General features: G+C 72.9%; 15 protein-coding genes. 7 read left to right on the top strand and 8 right to left on the bottom strand.

The annotated features are described in order from the left end of the window. Positions 1-291 precede the first annotated feature (291 nt). Together ACH34S_RS39730 and ACH34S_RS39725 are read left to right on the top strand one after the other, a co-directional pair. Positions 292-2,457, top strand: coding sequence for an elongation factor G-like protein EF-G2 (locus ACH34S_RS39730; RefSeq protein WP_395958096.1), 2,166 nt, complete (start codon positions 292-294; stop codon positions 2,455-2,457). Positions 2,458-2,581: 124 nt separating this feature from the next. Beyond that, positions 2,582-3,436, top strand: a complete 855-nt coding sequence (locus ACH34S_RS39725) for a polysaccharide deacetylase family protein (RefSeq protein ID WP_395958095.1) — start codon at positions 2,582-2,584, stop codon at positions 3,434-3,436. Here the strand turns inward: ACH34S_RS39725 and ACH34S_RS39720 are convergent. Beyond that, on the bottom strand, positions 3,426-3,851 hold the full coding sequence (locus ACH34S_RS39720) for a thiol-disulfide oxidoreductase DCC family protein (RefSeq protein WP_395958094.1): 426 nt from the start codon (positions 3,849-3,851) through the stop codon (positions 3,426-3,428). The two genes, ACH34S_RS39725 and ACH34S_RS39720, sit on opposite strands and share 11 nt — an antisense overlap. Then, positions 3,848-4,417, bottom strand: coding sequence for an HIT family protein (locus ACH34S_RS39715; RefSeq protein ID WP_395958093.1), 570 nt, complete (start codon positions 4,415-4,417; stop codon positions 3,848-3,850). Before ACH34S_RS39715 ends, ACH34S_RS39720 begins: the two co-directional genes overlap by 4 nt. A 179-nt stretch (positions 4,418-4,596) precedes the next feature. On the opposite strand from ACH34S_RS39715, the gene ACH34S_RS39710 reads away from it, so the two are divergent. Then, complete coding sequence (locus ACH34S_RS39710; RefSeq protein WP_395958092.1) at positions 4,597-5,157, top strand: Asp23/Gls24 family envelope stress response protein; 561 nt, start codon at positions 4,597-4,599, stop codon at positions 5,155-5,157. Here ACH34S_RS39710 and ACH34S_RS39705 read toward each other — a convergent pair. From ACH34S_RS39705 to ACH34S_RS39690, 4 genes are all read right to left on the bottom strand, one after another. After that, a complete protein-coding gene (locus ACH34S_RS39705) occupies positions 5,136-5,777 on the bottom strand; it encodes a hypothetical protein (protein WP_395958091.1) in 642 nt (213 codons plus the stop codon). The genes ACH34S_RS39710 and ACH34S_RS39705 overlap by 22 nt on opposite strands. A 20-nt stretch (positions 5,778-5,797) precedes the next feature. Further along, a complete protein-coding gene (gene thrS / locus ACH34S_RS39700; RefSeq protein ID WP_395958090.1) occupies positions 5,798-7,774 on the bottom strand; it encodes a threonine--tRNA ligase in 1,977 nt (658 codons plus the stop codon). Positions 7,775-8,060: 286 nt separating this feature from the next. After that, the gene (locus tag ACH34S_RS39695) at positions 8,061-9,524 is read right to left on the bottom strand and encodes a sugar porter family MFS transporter (protein ID WP_395958089.1); all 1,464 of its coding nucleotides are present in this window, start codon (positions 9,522-9,524) and stop codon (positions 8,061-8,063) included. Positions 9,525-9,564: 40 nt separating this feature from the next. Continuing rightward, entirely contained in the window at positions 9,565-10,197 is a 633-nt protein-coding gene (locus ACH34S_RS39690; protein WP_395958088.1) for a class I SAM-dependent methyltransferase, read from the bottom strand. Positions 10,198-10,363: 166 nt separating this feature from the next. Here ACH34S_RS39690 and ACH34S_RS39685 point away from each other — a divergent pair, with 166 nt between their 5' ends. Both ACH34S_RS39685 and ACH34S_RS39680 read left to right on the top strand, forming a co-directional pair. Further along, on the top strand, positions 10,364-11,617 hold the full coding sequence (locus tag ACH34S_RS39685) for a sensor histidine kinase (RefSeq protein ID WP_395958087.1): 1,254 nt from the start codon (positions 10,364-10,366) through the stop codon (positions 11,615-11,617). 78 nt (positions 11,618-11,695) lie between these two features. Further along, positions 11,696-12,370, top strand: a complete 675-nt coding sequence (locus ACH34S_RS39680) for a response regulator (protein ID WP_395958086.1) — start codon at positions 11,696-11,698, stop codon at positions 12,368-12,370. 6 nt (positions 12,371-12,376) lie between these two features. On the opposite strand, the gene ACH34S_RS39675 is transcribed toward ACH34S_RS39680, so the two are convergent. After that, the gene (locus ACH34S_RS39675; RefSeq protein ID WP_395958085.1) at positions 12,377-13,123 is read right to left on the bottom strand and encodes an SDR family oxidoreductase; all 747 of its coding nucleotides are present in this window, start codon (positions 13,121-13,123) and stop codon (positions 12,377-12,379) included. Between the two features lie 49 nt (positions 13,124-13,172). On the opposite strand from ACH34S_RS39675, the gene ACH34S_RS39670 reads away from it, so the two are divergent. Continuing rightward, entirely contained in the window at positions 13,173-14,396 is a 1,224-nt protein-coding gene (locus tag ACH34S_RS39670; RefSeq protein ID WP_395958084.1) for an acyl-CoA dehydrogenase family protein, read from the top strand. After that, the gene (locus ACH34S_RS39665; protein ID WP_395958083.1) at positions 14,393-15,070 is read left to right on the top strand and encodes a TetR/AcrR family transcriptional regulator; all 678 of its coding nucleotides are present in this window, start codon (positions 14,393-14,395) and stop codon (positions 15,068-15,070) included. Before ACH34S_RS39670 ends, ACH34S_RS39665 begins: the two co-directional genes overlap by 4 nt. Here ACH34S_RS39665 and ACH34S_RS39660 read toward each other — a convergent pair. Then, entirely contained in the window at positions 15,067-16,086 is a 1,020-nt protein-coding gene (locus ACH34S_RS39660; protein WP_395958082.1) for an ROK family transcriptional regulator, read from the bottom strand. The two genes, ACH34S_RS39665 and ACH34S_RS39660, sit on opposite strands and share 4 nt — an antisense overlap. Between the last annotated feature and the right edge of the window lie 44 nt (positions 16,087-16,130).

The raw sequence follows: 16,130 nt of genomic DNA, 5'->3' as shown, positions 1-16,130 counted from the left end.
GCTGGTCTCGGGGCGCCAATCGTAGTGCGACCGGCGCGTACCGGTGCCCGCGCCCGGGTTTGCGCCCGCCGCGCCGCGGACAGATCACGGTTGATTGTCCTTCACCCCTTGTGGTCCCGCTCGCCACGGGAAAAGGTGGTGGTACGGGTGTGACGTCGGTCACGCACGTTGGACGAGGTCGGACGCCGCACTCGGACGTCAGGGCCGGGCCCCGCACCGGGGGGCCGGGCCCCAACCGTACGCGGGCCCCGCACGTGTGCGACACGCGCGGACCCCTCCGAGGAGGTAGTCATGGCGGACAAGGGAGGCCACCCGGGAGCCCCCGGCAGGGCACCGGAGGCCGGCGGGTGCGACAAGGTGCGCAATGTCGCGCTGGTCGGCCATTCCGGGGCCGGGAAGACGACGCTGGTGGAGGCGCTCCTCGCCGCCACCGGCACGCTGCAGCGGGCGGGAAAGGTCGAGGACGGCACCACCGTCAGCGACTTCGACGAGGTCGAGGTGCGCCAGCAGCGCTCGGTGAACCTCGCGCTCGCCCCGTTCGAGCACGGCGGCATCAAGATCAATCTCATCGACACCCCCGGCTACGCCGACTTCGTCGGCGACCTGCGGGCCGGGCTGCGCGCCGCCGACGCGGCGCTGTTCGTGATCTCGGCGGTGGACGGCATCGACGGCCTCAGCCGGATGCTGTGGGAGGAGTGCGCCGCCGTCGGGATGCCCCGCGCGGTCGTCGTCACCAAGATCGACCAGCAGCGCGGCGACTTCGACGACGTCGTCATGACCTGCCAGGACGTCTTCGGCGAGGGCGTCGCGCCGCTGTACTTCCCCATCAGCGAGGGGGACTCGCTGAAGGGCCTCATCGGGCTCCTGACGCAGCGGTGCCTCGACTACTCCACCGGGAAGCGCACCGACTGCGACCCCGGCCCGGAGTACCTGGACCAGATCGCCGAGCAGCGCGCGTCGCTGATCGAGGGGATCATCCAGGAGAGCGAGGACGAGTCCCTCATGGACCGGTACCTCTCCGGTGAAGACCTCGACGTCAAGGCGCTCATCGGCGACCTGGAGACCGCGGTGGCGCGCGGCAGCTTCTACCCCGTCCTCGCGACGTCGGTGCCGCACGGCGACCATCCGGGGCCGGTCGTCGGCATGCTGGAGCTGCTGGAGATCATCACGCAGGCGTTCCCGTCCCCGCTCGAACACGGCATCCCGCCGGTGACCCCCGTGAAGGGCGGCCCGGCGAAGGAGGTCACCTGCGACCCGGACGGGCCGCTGATCGCCGAGGTGATCAAGACCACGTCCGACCCGTACGTCGGGCGGATCTCGCTGGTCCGGGTGTTCTCCGGGACGCTGCGTCCCGACACGACCGTGCACGTCTCCGGGCACGGCATGGAGGACCGCGGCCACGAGGACCACGACGTCGACGAGCGCGTCGGCGCGCTGACGTCCCCGCTCGGCAAGGCGCAGCGGACGGTGTCGTCCTGCATCGCGGGCGACATCTGCGCCGTCGCGAAGCTCACCCGCGCCGAGTCCGGCGACACCCTGTCCGACCCCGGCTCCCCGATGGTCATGGCCCCGTGGACGATGCCCGACCCGCTGCTCCCGGTGGCGATCCGGGCGAAGTCCAAGGCCGACGAGGACAAGCTCAGCCAGGCGCTCGGCCGGCTCGTCGCCGAAGATCCCACGCTGCGGCTGGAGAACAACTCCGAGACGCGGCAGCTCGTGCTGTGGTGCATGGGCGAGGCGCACGCCGACGTGCTGATCGACCGGCTCAAGACCCGGTACGGCGTCGAGGTCGAGCGGGTCGAACTGCGCGTCCCGCTGCGGGAGACGTTCGGCGGGTCCGCCAAGGGTCTCGGCCGGCACGTCAAGCAGAGCGGCGGGCACGGCCAGTACGGCATCTGCCACATCGAGGTGGAGCCGCTGCCGTCCGGTGGCGGCTTCGAGTTCGTCGACAAGATCGTCGGCGGGGTGATCCCCCGGCAGTTCATCCCGTCGGTCGAGAAGGGCGTCCGGCAGCAGATGACGCGCGGCGTGTCCGCGGGATATCCGCTGGTGGACATCAAGGTCACCCTGCACGACGGCAAGGCCCACTCGGTCGACTCCTCGGACATGGCGTTCCAGGCCGCCGGGGCGCTCGGGCTCAAGGACGCGGCCGGTCAGGTGCCGATCCTGCTCCTGGAGCCGGTCGACAAGGTCGCCGTGCTCATCGCCGACGAGTACGTGGGCCCGATCATGTCCGACCTGTCGTCGCGGCGCGGCCGGGTGCTCGGCTCACGCGCGGTGCCCGGCGGCCGCACGATGATCGAGGCGGAGGTGCCGCAGCTGGAGATCGTCCGGTACGCGATCGACCTGCGGTCAATGTCGCAGGGCACCGGCACGTTCAGCCGGGAGTTCCTGCGCTACGAGCCGCTCCCGTCGCATCTGGCCGACAAGGTCGCCGCCGAGTCCAAGGAGGGGTGATCCCCCTTGAGGAGTGCTCCGGTACGGGGAGAGACCCGTACCGGAGCTCATCCCCCCGACTGATCATGATTCGGTCCTGAGGCGGAGGCCGGGCCCGGTTCGCCCGTGAGAACCTCAAGTCGCCATGGGAAAAACGGGGGATGGGACCGCGGCGTCGGGGCCGACGCGCCGCAAGGTCATCAAGGGGCTGGGCATCGCCGCGAGCGGCCTCGCGCTCGGCGGCGGGATCGGCGCCGCGGCGCCGCGCGAGGACGGCGAGGCACCGGCGATGGCCGTCCCGGACGCCGCGCCCTGGCGGCCGGCGGCCACCCACGGGCACGTCGATGTGACCTGGTCCGTCGACACCTCGCAAAAGCTGGTGGCGCTGACGTTCGACGACGGCCCCATGCCGAAGTGGTCCCCGATGGTCTACGACGTCCTCGACGAGGAGCGCGTCAAGGCGACGTTCTTCATGGTGGGCGAGCGGGTGGTCCGCAACGCGCGGCTGGTGCACGGGCGGATGGACCGGCACGAGGCCGGCAACCACACCTGGGGGCACGCCGACCTGGCGCGGCTCCCCCATCGGGAGGTCTGCCGGCAGATCCACCGGGCGCACGCGGCGATCGCGACGATCACCGGAAGGGAGCCCCGGCACCTGCGGCCCCCGTTCGGGCGGCTGGGCGGCGCGACGCTGAGCGCCGCCGGGGAGCTCGGCTACGACGTCACCATCTGGTCGATCAAGATGCTGGAGAAGACCTACCAGCACGACCCGCCGAAGCTGGTCGACTACATCGTCGAGAACACCACGCCCGGCACGATCGTGCTGGCCCACGACACCGGCAAGCCCGACCGGCTGGTGGCGCTGCGCAACCTCGTCCCCATGATCCGCGGGCTGCGCGCGAAGGGGTTCGAGTTCGTCACCGTCTCCGAGCTGATGGCGGCGGCCACGCCGCCCGCGCCCCCGGCCGGTCAGCCGCTGACGCAGCCGGTCACCCACTGATCTCCGGCGGGCGGGCGCCGGGGCGCTGCTCGGCGGGGAGGCTGCACGCCGCCGTCCCGCCCGGCATGTGGTGCCGGTTGGCCGCGACGAGCCGGTAGACGGCGCGCGCGGCCCAGCTCACCGGCGCGGTCCGCATGAGCACGCCGGGCACCCGCCAGGCGCCGCCCGCGTCGGTCAGCAGCCGCCCGACGGCGTCCGCGCCGCCGCTGACCCGGCCGAGCCGGTCGACCCACAGCACCTCGTGCTCGGCGCGCTCGACCGTCGTGCCGAGCTCGTCCAGGTCGGCGAGCTGGAACGGGACGATCTCCGCCCGGACGGGCACGTACCGCTCCAGGAACCGCACCGAGGACGTGCAGAAGCCGCAGTCGCCGTCGTACACCAGCACCGGGCGATCACGCCGCCTGAGCGGGCTCATGACGCGGGCCAGGCGTCGGCGAGCATCTGCCGGGTGTCGCGCAGGAGCTGCGGCAGCACCTTGGTGTGCCCGACGACCGGCATGAAGTTGGTGTCGCCGCCCCAGCGCGGGACGACGTGCTGGTGCAGGTGCGCCGCGATCCCCGCGCCCGCGACGAGCCCCAGGTTCATGCCGACGTTGAAGCCCTGCGCGCCGCTGGCCTTGCGCAGCGCGGTGAGCGAGTGCCGCGTGAACACCGCCAGCTCCGTGTACTCCGCCTCGTCGAGGTCGGCGTAGTCGGCGACGTGCCGGTACGGGACGACCATGAGGTGCCCGGAGTTGTAGGGGTAGAGGTTCAGCACCGTGAAGACCGACGCGCCGCGGGCGACGATGAGGCCGTCCGCGTCGGGCATGTCAGGGATGTCGCAGAACGGGCAGCCGTCGCCCGAGCCCGCCCCGGTCGGCTTGCCCTCGCCCTTGATGTAGGCCATCCGGTGCGGGGTCCACAGCCGCTGGAATCGGTCGGGCTCGCCCGCGCCGCCCCTCTCCTCCTCGAAGCGGGGCCCAGGCTGGTTCTCTGCGCTCAAGGCGGCGGTCTCCTTTTGTTCACGGCCTGACCAGCAGCATAGAGAGAGACGCCCCCGATGCTGTAGCCGGGCTGCCCGGCGGGCGCGGGCGGGGGACGCGCCCGCGATCACATCCGTACGTGACGTCCCGCGGGTCGCTCCGCCACCATGGTCACTCCACCGACCCCCAGGGAGCGATCATGACCGGGCTCGACAAGGGCTTCAGCGGAAGTGGCGAGCCGAGACCGGAGCCCGGCGCCGGGCCCTACTTCCCCGGTCCCGCCGCGCGGCGCGGGCCGGTGCCGCCGCCGAGGGCCCCGCTCCCCGCGCCGACCTCGGCGGTGACGTCGGGCGCGAACGTGCTGCCGATGACGCTGCACGGCACGCCCGGCGACATCACCACGGCGGTGGACGGCCGCATCACGATCGAGAACGGGGTCATCGGGAAGATCGCGGAGCTGGCCGCGCTGGAGATCGGCGGGGTCGCCGCCCTCGTCCCCGCTTCGCCGGGCCCGGACGCCCAGAAATCGGACACCGTGCGGGCCGGGGTGCGCGTCGATCTCGACGAGCACGCCGACGAGGTCGCGCTCGACGTCGCCATCGCGGTGGAGTACGGCACCGTCATCAAGGACGTGGCCAAGCTGGTGAAGGCGAACGTGGCGCGGGTCGCGGGCCTGATGCTGGGGATGCGGATCGCCGCGGTGAACGTCTCGGTGGAGGACGTCCGGCTGCCCGCCGATCAGGCCGCCACGCGGGCGTAGCACGTCTGCATGGCGACGCCGACCGACACCGTGGTGACCTTGACGCGCTGGACGAGCCCCGGCGCGACGCCCCTGAAGTGGAACGTGTGCGGCCCGCCGCGCTTGACGGTGGTCTGCTGCGCGGCCGAGCGCCCGCCGTCGAGGGACATCTCGGCGCGGAGCGCCCCGCTGGAGGAGACGGTGATCACGACGTCGACGCCGTCCTGGACGGCGCGGTAGTAGGCCGTCCCGCGCGGGCACCACGACGGCTCGGCCGAGCCGTTCTGCTCGGGGATCTCGGGACCGCCGCCGCCCGCACCGCCGGGGTAGGGGTCACCGCGGCCGTCCTGCCGCGGGGTGGCGCGTTCCGGGGACACGGGACCGGTGCCGCCGGGGGCGCCCTGGCCCTCGCCGGGCGGCGCGGCCGACGGGCTCGCCGAGCCGGCCGCACCGGCGGCCCCGGCCTCCTTACGGTCGTTCATCAGCGGCATGAGGAGCACCGCGAGCGCGGCGGCCGCCAGCAGCACGGCGCCGCCGTAGCCGCCGACCCGGACCCAGGGCGAGCGGGGCCGGCGGGCGCGCCACGCCCGCCGGGGGCGCCACGCCGGGCGCCGCCCGCCCTTCCTCCACCGTCCGTTCAACCCGGGCCTCCAGCCGCCCGTCAGATCTGCACGCGGGCCTCGACCGCCTTGACGATCTCGTCGGCCGCCTCGGCGATCGGGACCCCGTTCTTCTGCTCGCCGTTGCGGTACCGGAACGACACGGCGTCCTTGGCCACGTCGTCGTCGCCCGCCAGCAGCATGTACGGGATCTTCTGCTTCTGCGCGTTGCGGATCTTCTTCTGCATCCGGTCGGACGAGGCGTCCACCTCGACCCGGATCCCCCGCTCGCGCAGCGCGGCGGCGACCTTCTCCAGGTGCGGGACGTGCGCGTCGCCGATCGGGATCCCGACGGCCTGCACAGGCGCCAGCCACGGCGGCATCGCGCCCGCGTAGTGCTCCAGCAGCACGCCGAAGAACCGCTCGATCGACCCGAACAGCGCCCGGTGGATCATGACGGGCTGCTGCCGGGTGCCGTCCGCGGCCTGGTACTCCAGCCCGAACCGCTTGGGCTGGTTGAAGTCGACCTGGATGGTGGACAGCTGCCAGGTCCGGCCGATGGCGTCCTTGGCCTGGACGGAGATCTTCGGCCCGTAGAACGCGGCGCCGCCGGGGTCGTCGACCAGGTCGAGGCCGGACTCCTCGGCCGACTCGCGCAGCGCGGCGGTGGCCTCCGCCCATTCGTCGTCGGAGCCGATGAACTTCTCGGAGTCGTCCTTGGTGGACAGCTCCAGGTAGAACTCGTTCAGCCCGTAGTCGCGGAGGAGGTCGAGGACGAAGGCGAGCAGCTTCTTGATCTCGTCGACCATCTGCTCGCGGGTGCAGTAGATGTGCGCGTCGTCCTGGGTCATGCCGCGGACGCGGGTGAGGCCGTGCACGACGCCGGACTTCTCGAACCGGTACACCGACCCGAACTCGAACAGCCGCAGCGGCAGCTCCCGGTAGGACCGCCCGCGCGCCCGGAAGATCAGGTTGTGCATGGGGCAGTTCATCGGCTTGAGGTAGTAGTCGCCGCCGTCGACCTCCATCGGCGGGAACATGTCGTCCTTGTACCAGCCGAGGTGCCCGGAGGTGTCGAACAGGTCGCCCTTGGTGATGTGCGGGGTGTTGACGAACTCGTACCCGCTCTCCTCGTGCCGCCTGCGGGAGTAGTCCTCCATGACGCGGCGGACGACGCCGCCCTTCGGGTGGAAGACGGCGAGGCCGCTGCCGATCTCGTTCGGGAAGGAGAACAGGTCGAGCTCGGCGCCGAGCCTGCGGTGGTCGCGCTTCTCGGCCTCCTCCAGGAACCTCAGGTACTCGTCCTGCTTCTCCCTGGACTCCCAGGCGGTGCCGTAGATGCGCTGGAGCTGCGGGTTCTTCTCGCTGCCGCGCCAGTAGGCGCCGCCGGTCCGCATCAGCTTGAACGCGGGGATGACGCGGGTGGACGGCAGGTGCGGGCCGCGGCACAGGTCCTTCCAGCGCAGCTCGCCGGACTTGGCGTCGAGGTTGTCGTAGATGGTCAGCTCGCCGCCGCCGACCTCGACGCTCGCGCCCTCGGCGGCCTCTTCCGCGCCGCCGGAGCCCTTGAGGCCGATCAGCTCCAGCTTGTAGGGCTCGGCGGCCAGCTCGGCGCGGGCGTCGTCGTCGGACACGGCGCGGCGGGAGAACCGCTGCCCCTGCTTGACGATCTCGCGCATCCGCTTCTCGACGCGCTTGAGGTCGTCGGGGGTGAACGGCTCGGCGACGTCGAAGTCGTAGTAGAAGCCGTTCTCGACGGGCGGGCCGATGCCGAGCCTCGCCTCGGGGAACAGCTCCTGGACGGCCTGCGCCATGACGTGCGCGGCGGAGTGCCGCATGATCGCGCGCCCGTCGTCGGACCCGATCTCGACGGGCTCGACCGCGTCGCCGTCGCGCAGCCCGGCCGCGAGGTCGCGCAGCTCGCCGTTCACCCGGGCCGCGATCACGGTGCGGCCGTCGGCGTCCAGCGCCTGGCCCGCGGTGGTGCCCGCCGGCACCGCCCGCTCGCCGCCGTCGAGGGTGATGCGCAGCTCGGACACGGTTTCTCCTCGTGGTGATGGGCCGGGATCAGCGGGTTCCGATGGTATCGACTCGGGATGGGCGCTGAACGCCTCCGCCTTCATCTCCGATGCTCCTCTCGTCGTGGCGGGCACCGGGGCGGTCCCGGTCAGCGGCCCTGAAATGCGAAGGGGCCCCGGGATCGCTCCCGGGGCCCCACCGCGTGCAATGTCAGGACATGCCGCCGTCGCGCCGGGAGTGACCCGGCGTCGTCGTCTCGAACACGTGCGGCATGGGTCCAGCCTAGCCGAAAGGCGCGCAGAGCGCTCAGGGGTGGGCTCCGGGGGTGGCGAGCTTGTCCATGTCCTCCAGTTCGCGGCCCTTGGTCTCCGGGACGAGGCGCATCACGAACAGCAGCGCAAGGACGGACGCCGCCGTGTAGATCCCGTACGCCAGCCCGAGCGAGATCCCGGACAGGCCCGGGAACGTCATGGTGATCACCCAGTTGGCGAGCCACTGCGCCGCCGCGGCGACGGCGAGCGCGGACGCCCGGAGGAAGTTGGTGAACATCTCCCCCAGCATCACCCAGACCACCGGGCCCCACGTCGCGGCGAACGAGGCGACGAAGACGTTGGCGGCGACCAGCGCGACGGGCCCGGCGAGGTCGCCGAGGCGGGGGTCGCCGTCCACGACGGGGGCGGTGGCGAAGCAGATCGTCAGCAGGCCGAGGCTGATCGCCATGCCGGTGGCGCCGCCGAGCAGCAGCGGGCGCCGCCCGATCCGGTCCACGAGCGCGATCGCCACCAGCGTGAACATGACGTTGACCAGCGAGTTGATCACCGAGGTGAGCATCGCGTCGTTCTCGGAGAACCCGACCGCCTGCCACAGCGAGGACGAGTAGTAGAAGATCACGTTGATGCCGACGAACTGCTGGAACACCGACAGCAGGATGCCGACCCAGACGATCGGCTGCAGCCCGAGCCGGGAGCCGCGCAGGTCGCTCAGCCGGACGGGCCGGTCGCTGGCGATCGACCGCTCGATCTCGCCGATCTTGCCGTCCACGTCCCCCCGGCCCAGCACCCGGGCGAGCACCCGCCGCGCCTTGGTGACCTGGTGCTTCTTGACGAGGTAGCGCGGCGACTCGGGGATCGTGGTGGCGATGACGCCCCAGATGACGGCCGGGACGACGGCGCTGGCGAACATCCACCGCCAAGCGCTGCCGCCCCACGGGAACTCCCCGCCCGCGCCGCCGTCGGACACCTGGGCGATGACGTAGTCGACGACGAGCGCGGTGAAGATGCCGAGCACGATCGCCATCTGCTGGAGCGAGCCGAGCCGGCCGCGCAGCTCGGCGGGCGCGATCTCGGCGATGTAGGCGGGCGCGATGACGGACGCGGCGCCGACCGCGAGACCGCCGATCACCCGCCAGAACGTCAGGTCCACCGGGTTGAACGCCAGCGCGGAGCCGACCGCGCTGATCACGAACAGCGCGGAGGCGATGAGCATCACCCGGACCCGCCCGATCCGGTCGCTGATCGGCCCGGCGAACCAGGCGCCGACGGCGCAGCCGAGGAGCGCGGACGAGACGACGAAGCCGACCGCGAAGCCGCTCAGGTCGAACCGGTCCTGGATGGCGTCGACCGCGCCGTTGATCACCGAGGAGTCGTAGCCGAAGAGGAAGCCGCCGAGCGCGGCGGCCCCGGCGAGGAGCACGGCGGTGGCGGTCGAGTGGGACGGCCCTTCCGGCCGCCGGTCGTCCGCGGGTCGCGGTCCGCTGCCCGGTGTGGTCATGCGGGCTGATCTTCCCCGCGAAACCGACCTTAGTCACCGGCTAGTCGCGGACGGCGACCCCGATGACGTGCGGCGACGCCGGGTTGGCCCGGGCGGGGGTGGGGAACTCGAAGTGCCGCTCCTTCCGGACGGTGAACCCGGAGCGGGGGATCCATTCGTCGGTCGGGCGGGTCACGTGGCAGCCGGCGGCGAGGAACGGCCACACCAGGTCGGCGTAGCGCTGGAAGCGCACCTTGCCCGGCGTCCTGGCCCGGACGTGCTCGTAGTAGCGCAGCTCGCCGCCGGGCCTGAGGACGCGCCGCAGCTCGGCGAGCGCGCGGACGGGTTCGCGCACCGAGCACAGCACGAGGGACGCCACCGCCACGTCGAAGGAGCCGTCGTCGACGTCGAGGTCCTCGGCGAGCCCGGGCCGCACGGTGACGGAGACGGGCGCGACGGCGGCGGCGCGGGCGGCCTTGGCGCGCAGCCGCGGCTCGGGCTCGACCGCGACGACCTCGGTGACCCCGGGCGGGTAGTGCGCGAAGTTGGCGCCGTATCCGGCGCCCACCTCCAGGACGCGGCCGGACACCCCGGCGAGCAGCTCGGCGCGGTGCGCGTCGCCGCCCGCCTTGGCGCACCCGGCGTCGAGGCGCGGATAGCAGCGGGCGAAGATCGGATGGTTCAGGTCGCTCATTCCCGCAGTCTCCGTCCCCCTGACGATCATGGCAAGATCACCCTCACTGGACAACGGTGTCCGGATTGTCCGATATTCGGATGCGGGCTGATACCCAGGATGCGGGTCGCATCTCCCTCCGCCGGGTCAGGCCGGTCCGGCGGAGGTGGATCTAGGCTCGACGCAAATGAACGAACCAGACCACGCCGCGCACGGGGCACGGAACCGGCTGGCCACGGGCGTCCGCGCCGCCGTCGTGCCCGGCCGCGACGACCCGGCCGTCACCCTGCTGCCCGGCACCCTCGCGCTGCGCGTCCCGATCCTGGCGATCCTGCTCGCGATGACGATCGGCTTCACCGCCGGGTCCATCGCGATCGCGATCGTCGACTACCACGTCCGGCCGGGGCTCGCCTGGCCGCTCGGGGTACTGCAGGCGGCGCCGCTGATCTTCGCGGCGCGGTGGCCGCTGGCCGCGTGGCGGGTCGCGGCGGCCGGGCTGCTGCTGACCGTCGTCGCCCGGCACGGGACGGGGTTCATGCCGTGGCCCGTCACCGCGATCCTCGCGCTGATCGTCATCCTGTTCTTCGTCGGCGTCGGCGCCGACCGGCAGACCACCGTGGGCGTCGGCACGGTCACGATCGCGGGGGTGCTGCTGCCCGCGGTGGCGTTCGGGATGCCCGGCTGGTTCGGGATGATCCTCGCCGGGATCGCGGCGCTCGCGCTGACGTTCGGGGACGCGGTCGGCGGCCGGCACTCGGCGGTGGAGGAGCTGCGGCGCCGCGAGGAGCAGCACCGGGAGGACCTCGCCCGGCAGGCGGTGCTGGAGGAGCGCGCCCGCATCGCCCGCGAGCTGCACGACGTGGTCGCGCACCACATGTCGGTGATCGCGATGCAGGCGGAGGCCGCCCCCTACAAGATCCCCGACCTGCCGGACGCCGCGAAGCAGACGTTCGGGGTGGTGCGGGACGCGGCCCGCGAGGCGCTCACCGAGACCCGCCGGGTCGTGGGGCTGCTGCGGTCCGCCGACGAGGGCGCCGAGCGGGCTCCGCAGCCCGGCCTCGACCGGCTGGACGACCTGGTCGCCGGGGCCCGCCGCTCCGGGCTCTCGGTGGCGAGCGTCGTGGTCGGGATGCCGCGCCCGCTGCACGCGGGCGTCGACCTGTCGGCGTACCGGATCGTCCAGGAGTCGCTGAGCAACGCGTCCCGGTACGCGCCGGGCGCACAGGTGCAAATCGAGATCAAGTACGGCGCGGACGCGCTGCGAGTGTCGGTGACCGACGACGGGCCGCGCAGCACGCCCGCGGAGTCGCAGGGCGGCGGGCACGGCCTGGTCGGGATGCGCGAGCGCGTGACGATGCTCGACGGCCGCTTCGAGGCGGGCCCGCGCGAGGGATCCGGCTGGTCGGTCGTCGCGGAACTGCCGTACGGGGACCCGGACTGATCGCCGGACCGTCCTCCAGCCCCCACCCACCACCATTCAACGGACGAGCTCCGCTCGGCGGCCCGTAGTGTTGGGCGTGTGACGATTCGGGTGTTGATCGCCGACGACCAGGTGATGATCCGCGACGGGCTCGCGGCGTTGCTGTCCTCCGATCCGGGGATCGAGGTGATCGGGCAGGCGGGCAACGGCCGCGAGGCGGTGGAGCTGGCCCGCAAGCTCGACCCGGACGTGATCGTCATGGACATCCGGATGCCGGAGATGGACGGCCTCGCCGCCACCGCCGAGCTGGTCGGCGAGCCCAGATCGGACGCCGACCCGGCCGGGGTGCGGCCGAAGGTCCTCGTCCTCACGACGTTCGACCTGGACGAGTACGTGTACGAGGCGCTCGGCTCCGGCGCCAGCGGGTTCCTGCTGAAGGACGCGTCCGCCGCCGATCTGGTGAACGGCGTGCGGGTCGTGGCGGCCGGGGACGCGCTGCTCGCCCCGTCCATCACCCGGCGGCTGATCGGCGACTTCGCGCGGCGGCGCCGCCACCAGCGGCCGAGCCCGAAGGCGACGGCGGCGCTGACGCCGCGGGAGCTGGACGTGCTGCGGCTGATCGCCCGCGGGCTGTCCAACGCCGAGATCGCCGGGGAGCTGGTGCTGGCCGAGCAGACGGTCAAGACGCACGTCGGGCACGTGCTGACCAAGCTCGCGCTCCGCGACCGCACCCAGGCCGTCGTCTACGCCTACGAGAACGGCCTGGTGGGCTGACCCGGCTCAGCGGGGGCCCGGCACGCCACGGAACCTGAACGGCTCGGACGGGCGCCCCGGCACGACGTACCAGGCCTCGCCCGTCCCGTCCGCGTCGAGGATCCGCATGAACGCGGTCACGACGTCGTCCACGTCCAGGATCGGGAACCCGGTCTCCTGGAGATGGCCCTTGAGCGGGACGAGGATGGCGGTGTCCGCGAAGGACGGGCACAGGGCGTTCACCCGGACGCCCTCGCCCGCCAACGCGGGGCCGAGCGAACGGACGAGCCCGACCACGGCCGCCTTGTTCGCGCCGTAGACCGGGTCGAACGGCGCCGCGGTGAGCGCGGCCATGCTCGCGGTCGCGACGATGTCGCCGCCGCCGCGGGCGCGGAGCGCGGGCAGCGCGGCGTGCACGCCGAACACGACGCCGTCGAGGTTGACGCCCATGGCCCGCCGGTAGGCGGCGAGGTCGAAGCCGTCGCCCACTCCCCCGCCGCCCGCGACACCGGCGTTGAGGAAGGCGACGTCCAGGCCGCCGAAGCGGTCCACGGCGGCGGCGACGGCGGCCTCGCTGTCGCCGGGCTCGCGGACGTCGCAGCGGACGAACACGCCGTCCAGCTCCTCCGCGAGCGCCGCGCCCGCCGCCGCGTCGACGTCGGCGAGGACGACGCGGGCGCCGCCGCGGGCGAGCCGCCGCGCCACCGCCGCGCCGATGCCGTTGGCCCCGCCCGTGATCAGCACGACCTTCCCAGACGCGTCGAATGCAGGCATGCCGGGGGCTCCCTCGTGAAGTAACTGACTCGTCAGTTACGGTAACGGAATGGACTTCGGTTTGAGCGAGCGGGCCTTGGAGTACCACGGCCGCCTCCAGGAATTCATGGCCGCCCACGTCTACCCCGCCGAGCCCGTCTACGCCGCCCAGCGGGCGGAGCTGCGCGCGGAGTGCCGCGAGCACCACGTCCCGCGGATCGTGGAGGACCTCAAGGTAGAGGCGCGCAAGCGCGGCCTTTGGAACCTGTTCCTGCCCGGCAGCAAGGACCCGGCGCACGGCCTCTCGGTCACCGACTACGCCTCGCTCGCCGAGACGCTGGGCCGCTCCCCCGAACTCGGCCCCGAGGCGGCGAACTGCGCGGCGCCCGACACCGGGAACATGGAGGTCCTGCACCTGTTCGGCACGCCCGAGCAGAAGGAGCGGTGGCTGGCGCCGCTGCTGGACGGTGAGATCCGCAGCGCGTTCGCGATGACCGAGCCGGACGTCGCCAGCTCCGACGCCACCAACATCGCCACCCGCATCGAGCGCGACGGGGACCACTACGTCATCAACGGCCGCAAATGGTGGATCACCGGCACCGCCGATCCGCGCTGCAAGATCATGATCGTGATGGGCAAGACCGACCCGGACGGGCACCCGTACCGGCAGCAGTCGATGGTGCTCGTCCCGATGGACACGCCCGGGGTGGAGATCGTCCGGCCGCTGCCCGTGTTCGGCTACCAGGACCAGCACGGCCACTGCGAGATCACGTTCACCGACGTCCGCGTCCCGGTGGAGAACCTCGTCGGCGAGGAGGGCGGCGGCTTCGCGATCGCCCAGGCCCGCCTCGGGCCGGGCCGCATCCACCACTGCATGCGCGCGATCGGCGTGGCGGAGCGGGCGCTGGAGCTGATGTGCGAGCGCGCCATCTCCCGGGAGGCGTTCGGCGGGCCGATCGCCAGGCAGGGCGTGGTGCGGGCGCAGATCGCCGAGTCCCGGATGGCGATCGAGCAGGCCCGGCTGCTCACCCTCAAGACCGCGTGGCTGATCGACAAGCACGGCGTCCAGGCCGCGAGGTCGGAGGTCGCGGCGATCAAGGTGATCGCGCCGCGGGTGGCGCTGGACGTCGTCGACAAGGCGATCCAGGTGCACGGCGGCGCGGGCGTCAGCGGCGACACGCCGCTCGCGGCCATGTGGGCGGGCCTGCGCACGCTGCGGCTGGCGGACGGTCCCGACGAGGTCCACGTCCGGTCCGTCGCCCGCGCCGAGCTGGGCAAGTACCCGGGCGCATGAGCCCTGGAGAGGCCGTGCCGGGGAGGGCGGAGCCGGGCGGGCGGCGGCGGATGCCGCATGCCCGGCGGCGCGAGCAGCTGCTCCAGGTCGCGCTGGCGGAGTTCGGCAGGCGCGGCTACCACCTGACGCAGATGGAGCACGTCGCGGCGGCGGCGCAGGTGTCCAAGGCGCTGCTGTACCAGCACTTCGCGTCCAAGGACGAGCTGTTCGCCGAGGTCACCGAGTCGATCGTGGCCGAGCTGACCGCGCGGCTGAACGCGGCGGTGCTCGCCGCGCACGGCTCGGCGGCCGGCATCCGCGCCATGATCCGGGTGCTGTTCGACTACGCCACCGAGGAGCCGGACGCGTGGGCGCTCCTCGTCGGGCATCTCGACAAGCCCGAGGTCGGGCCCGAGCTCCGCGAGCTCCGCGACCGGCTCGGCACCGCGTTCGCCGACCTGCTGCTGCGCCGCCGCCGCGCCGACCCGAAGCTGTCGCGGGCGGCGCTGGAGGTGAACGAGCGGCGGGCGCGGCTGCTCGTCCCGCTCATGTACGGGTCGATGCTGTCGATGGTCTCGTGGTGGCTGGAGCACCCCGACACCCCGCGCGAGGTCGCCGAGCAAATGGCCGGGGAGTTCATCTGGCTCGGCCTCGACCGGCTCCGCACCGGTGAGCGGCTGCCCAAGGACTTCTAGCGGAACACGTCGTCGCGGGCCAGGTCGAGCGCGGTCAGCACCGCGCCGCGCAGCACGGTGTCGCCCTCCACGGCACCGGCCCGGACCTCGGTGGACGCCGGGGACATCCGGCCGAGCCGCGCGGCGACCAGCCCGGCCAGCCGGTCGCCGCCCGCGCGGCCCAGCGCGCCGCCGAGGATGACGAGCCCGGGGTCCAGGACGGCGACCAGCGTGAACACGCCCTGGACGATCACGTCCGCGAGCGCCTCCGGGGCGAGGTCGCGGACGGCCCCCGACTCCATCAGGTCGCAGAAGTCCTTGCCGCCGAACTTGAGCAGGCCGACCTCGCCCGCCCCGCCGGACGCGCCGCGGCGGAGCCGTCCGTCCAGGAAGACGGCGGCGCCGATCCCGTCGGCCATCCAGAGCAGGGCGAAGTCGTCGCGTCCGGCGGCGGCGCCCGTCCGGTGCTCGGCGATGGCCGACAGGTTGACCTCGTTCTCCAGCGTGACCGGCGCGTTCAGCCGCTCCGCCAGCGCGGGCCCCAGGTCGGGACGCCAGCCGGGAACGCCGCTGTCGGTGGCGAGCCCGGTACGCGGATGGATCAGGCCGGGCGTCCCCAGCACCACCGTGTGCGGGCCGCGCCCCCCGGCGGCCTCCGCGATGGCCTCGGCGATGAGCGCCACCAGATCCGGGGCCGCCGGAAGCGGGCGCGACGCGGCACCGGCCTCGTTCCCCGCGATGTCGGAGACGCTCACATGGACCGCGTCCCGCCGCAGGTTCACGCCCGCCACGTGCGCGCGGGCCGCCACGAGACCGTAGAGGCGCGCGTTCGGGCCCCGCCGCTCGGCGCCCGTCTCCCCGGCGATCTCGATCAGCCCGCCTGCCCGGAGCCGCTCGATCAGGTCGGACACGGTCGGCCGGGACAGCCCGGTCAGCGCGCGCAGTTGCGGCGCGGTCAGCGGGCCGTGCTGCAGCATCAGATCGAGCGCGAGGCGGTCGTTGATCGCGCGGGCCATGGTCGGGTCGGCGGTCTTCACACTCCAATAATAATCAGGGTTCCTGCCTATTCCGGTTTTCATCA

The organism is Actinomadura sp. 3N508 (genome assembly GCF_044326375.1).
Taxonomy (GTDB): domain Bacteria; phylum Actinomycetota; class Actinomycetes; order Streptosporangiales; family Streptosporangiaceae; genus Spirillospora.
The sequence above is the reverse complement of the archived record's forward strand: the minus strand, read 5'-3'. Positions and strand labels throughout refer to the sequence as shown.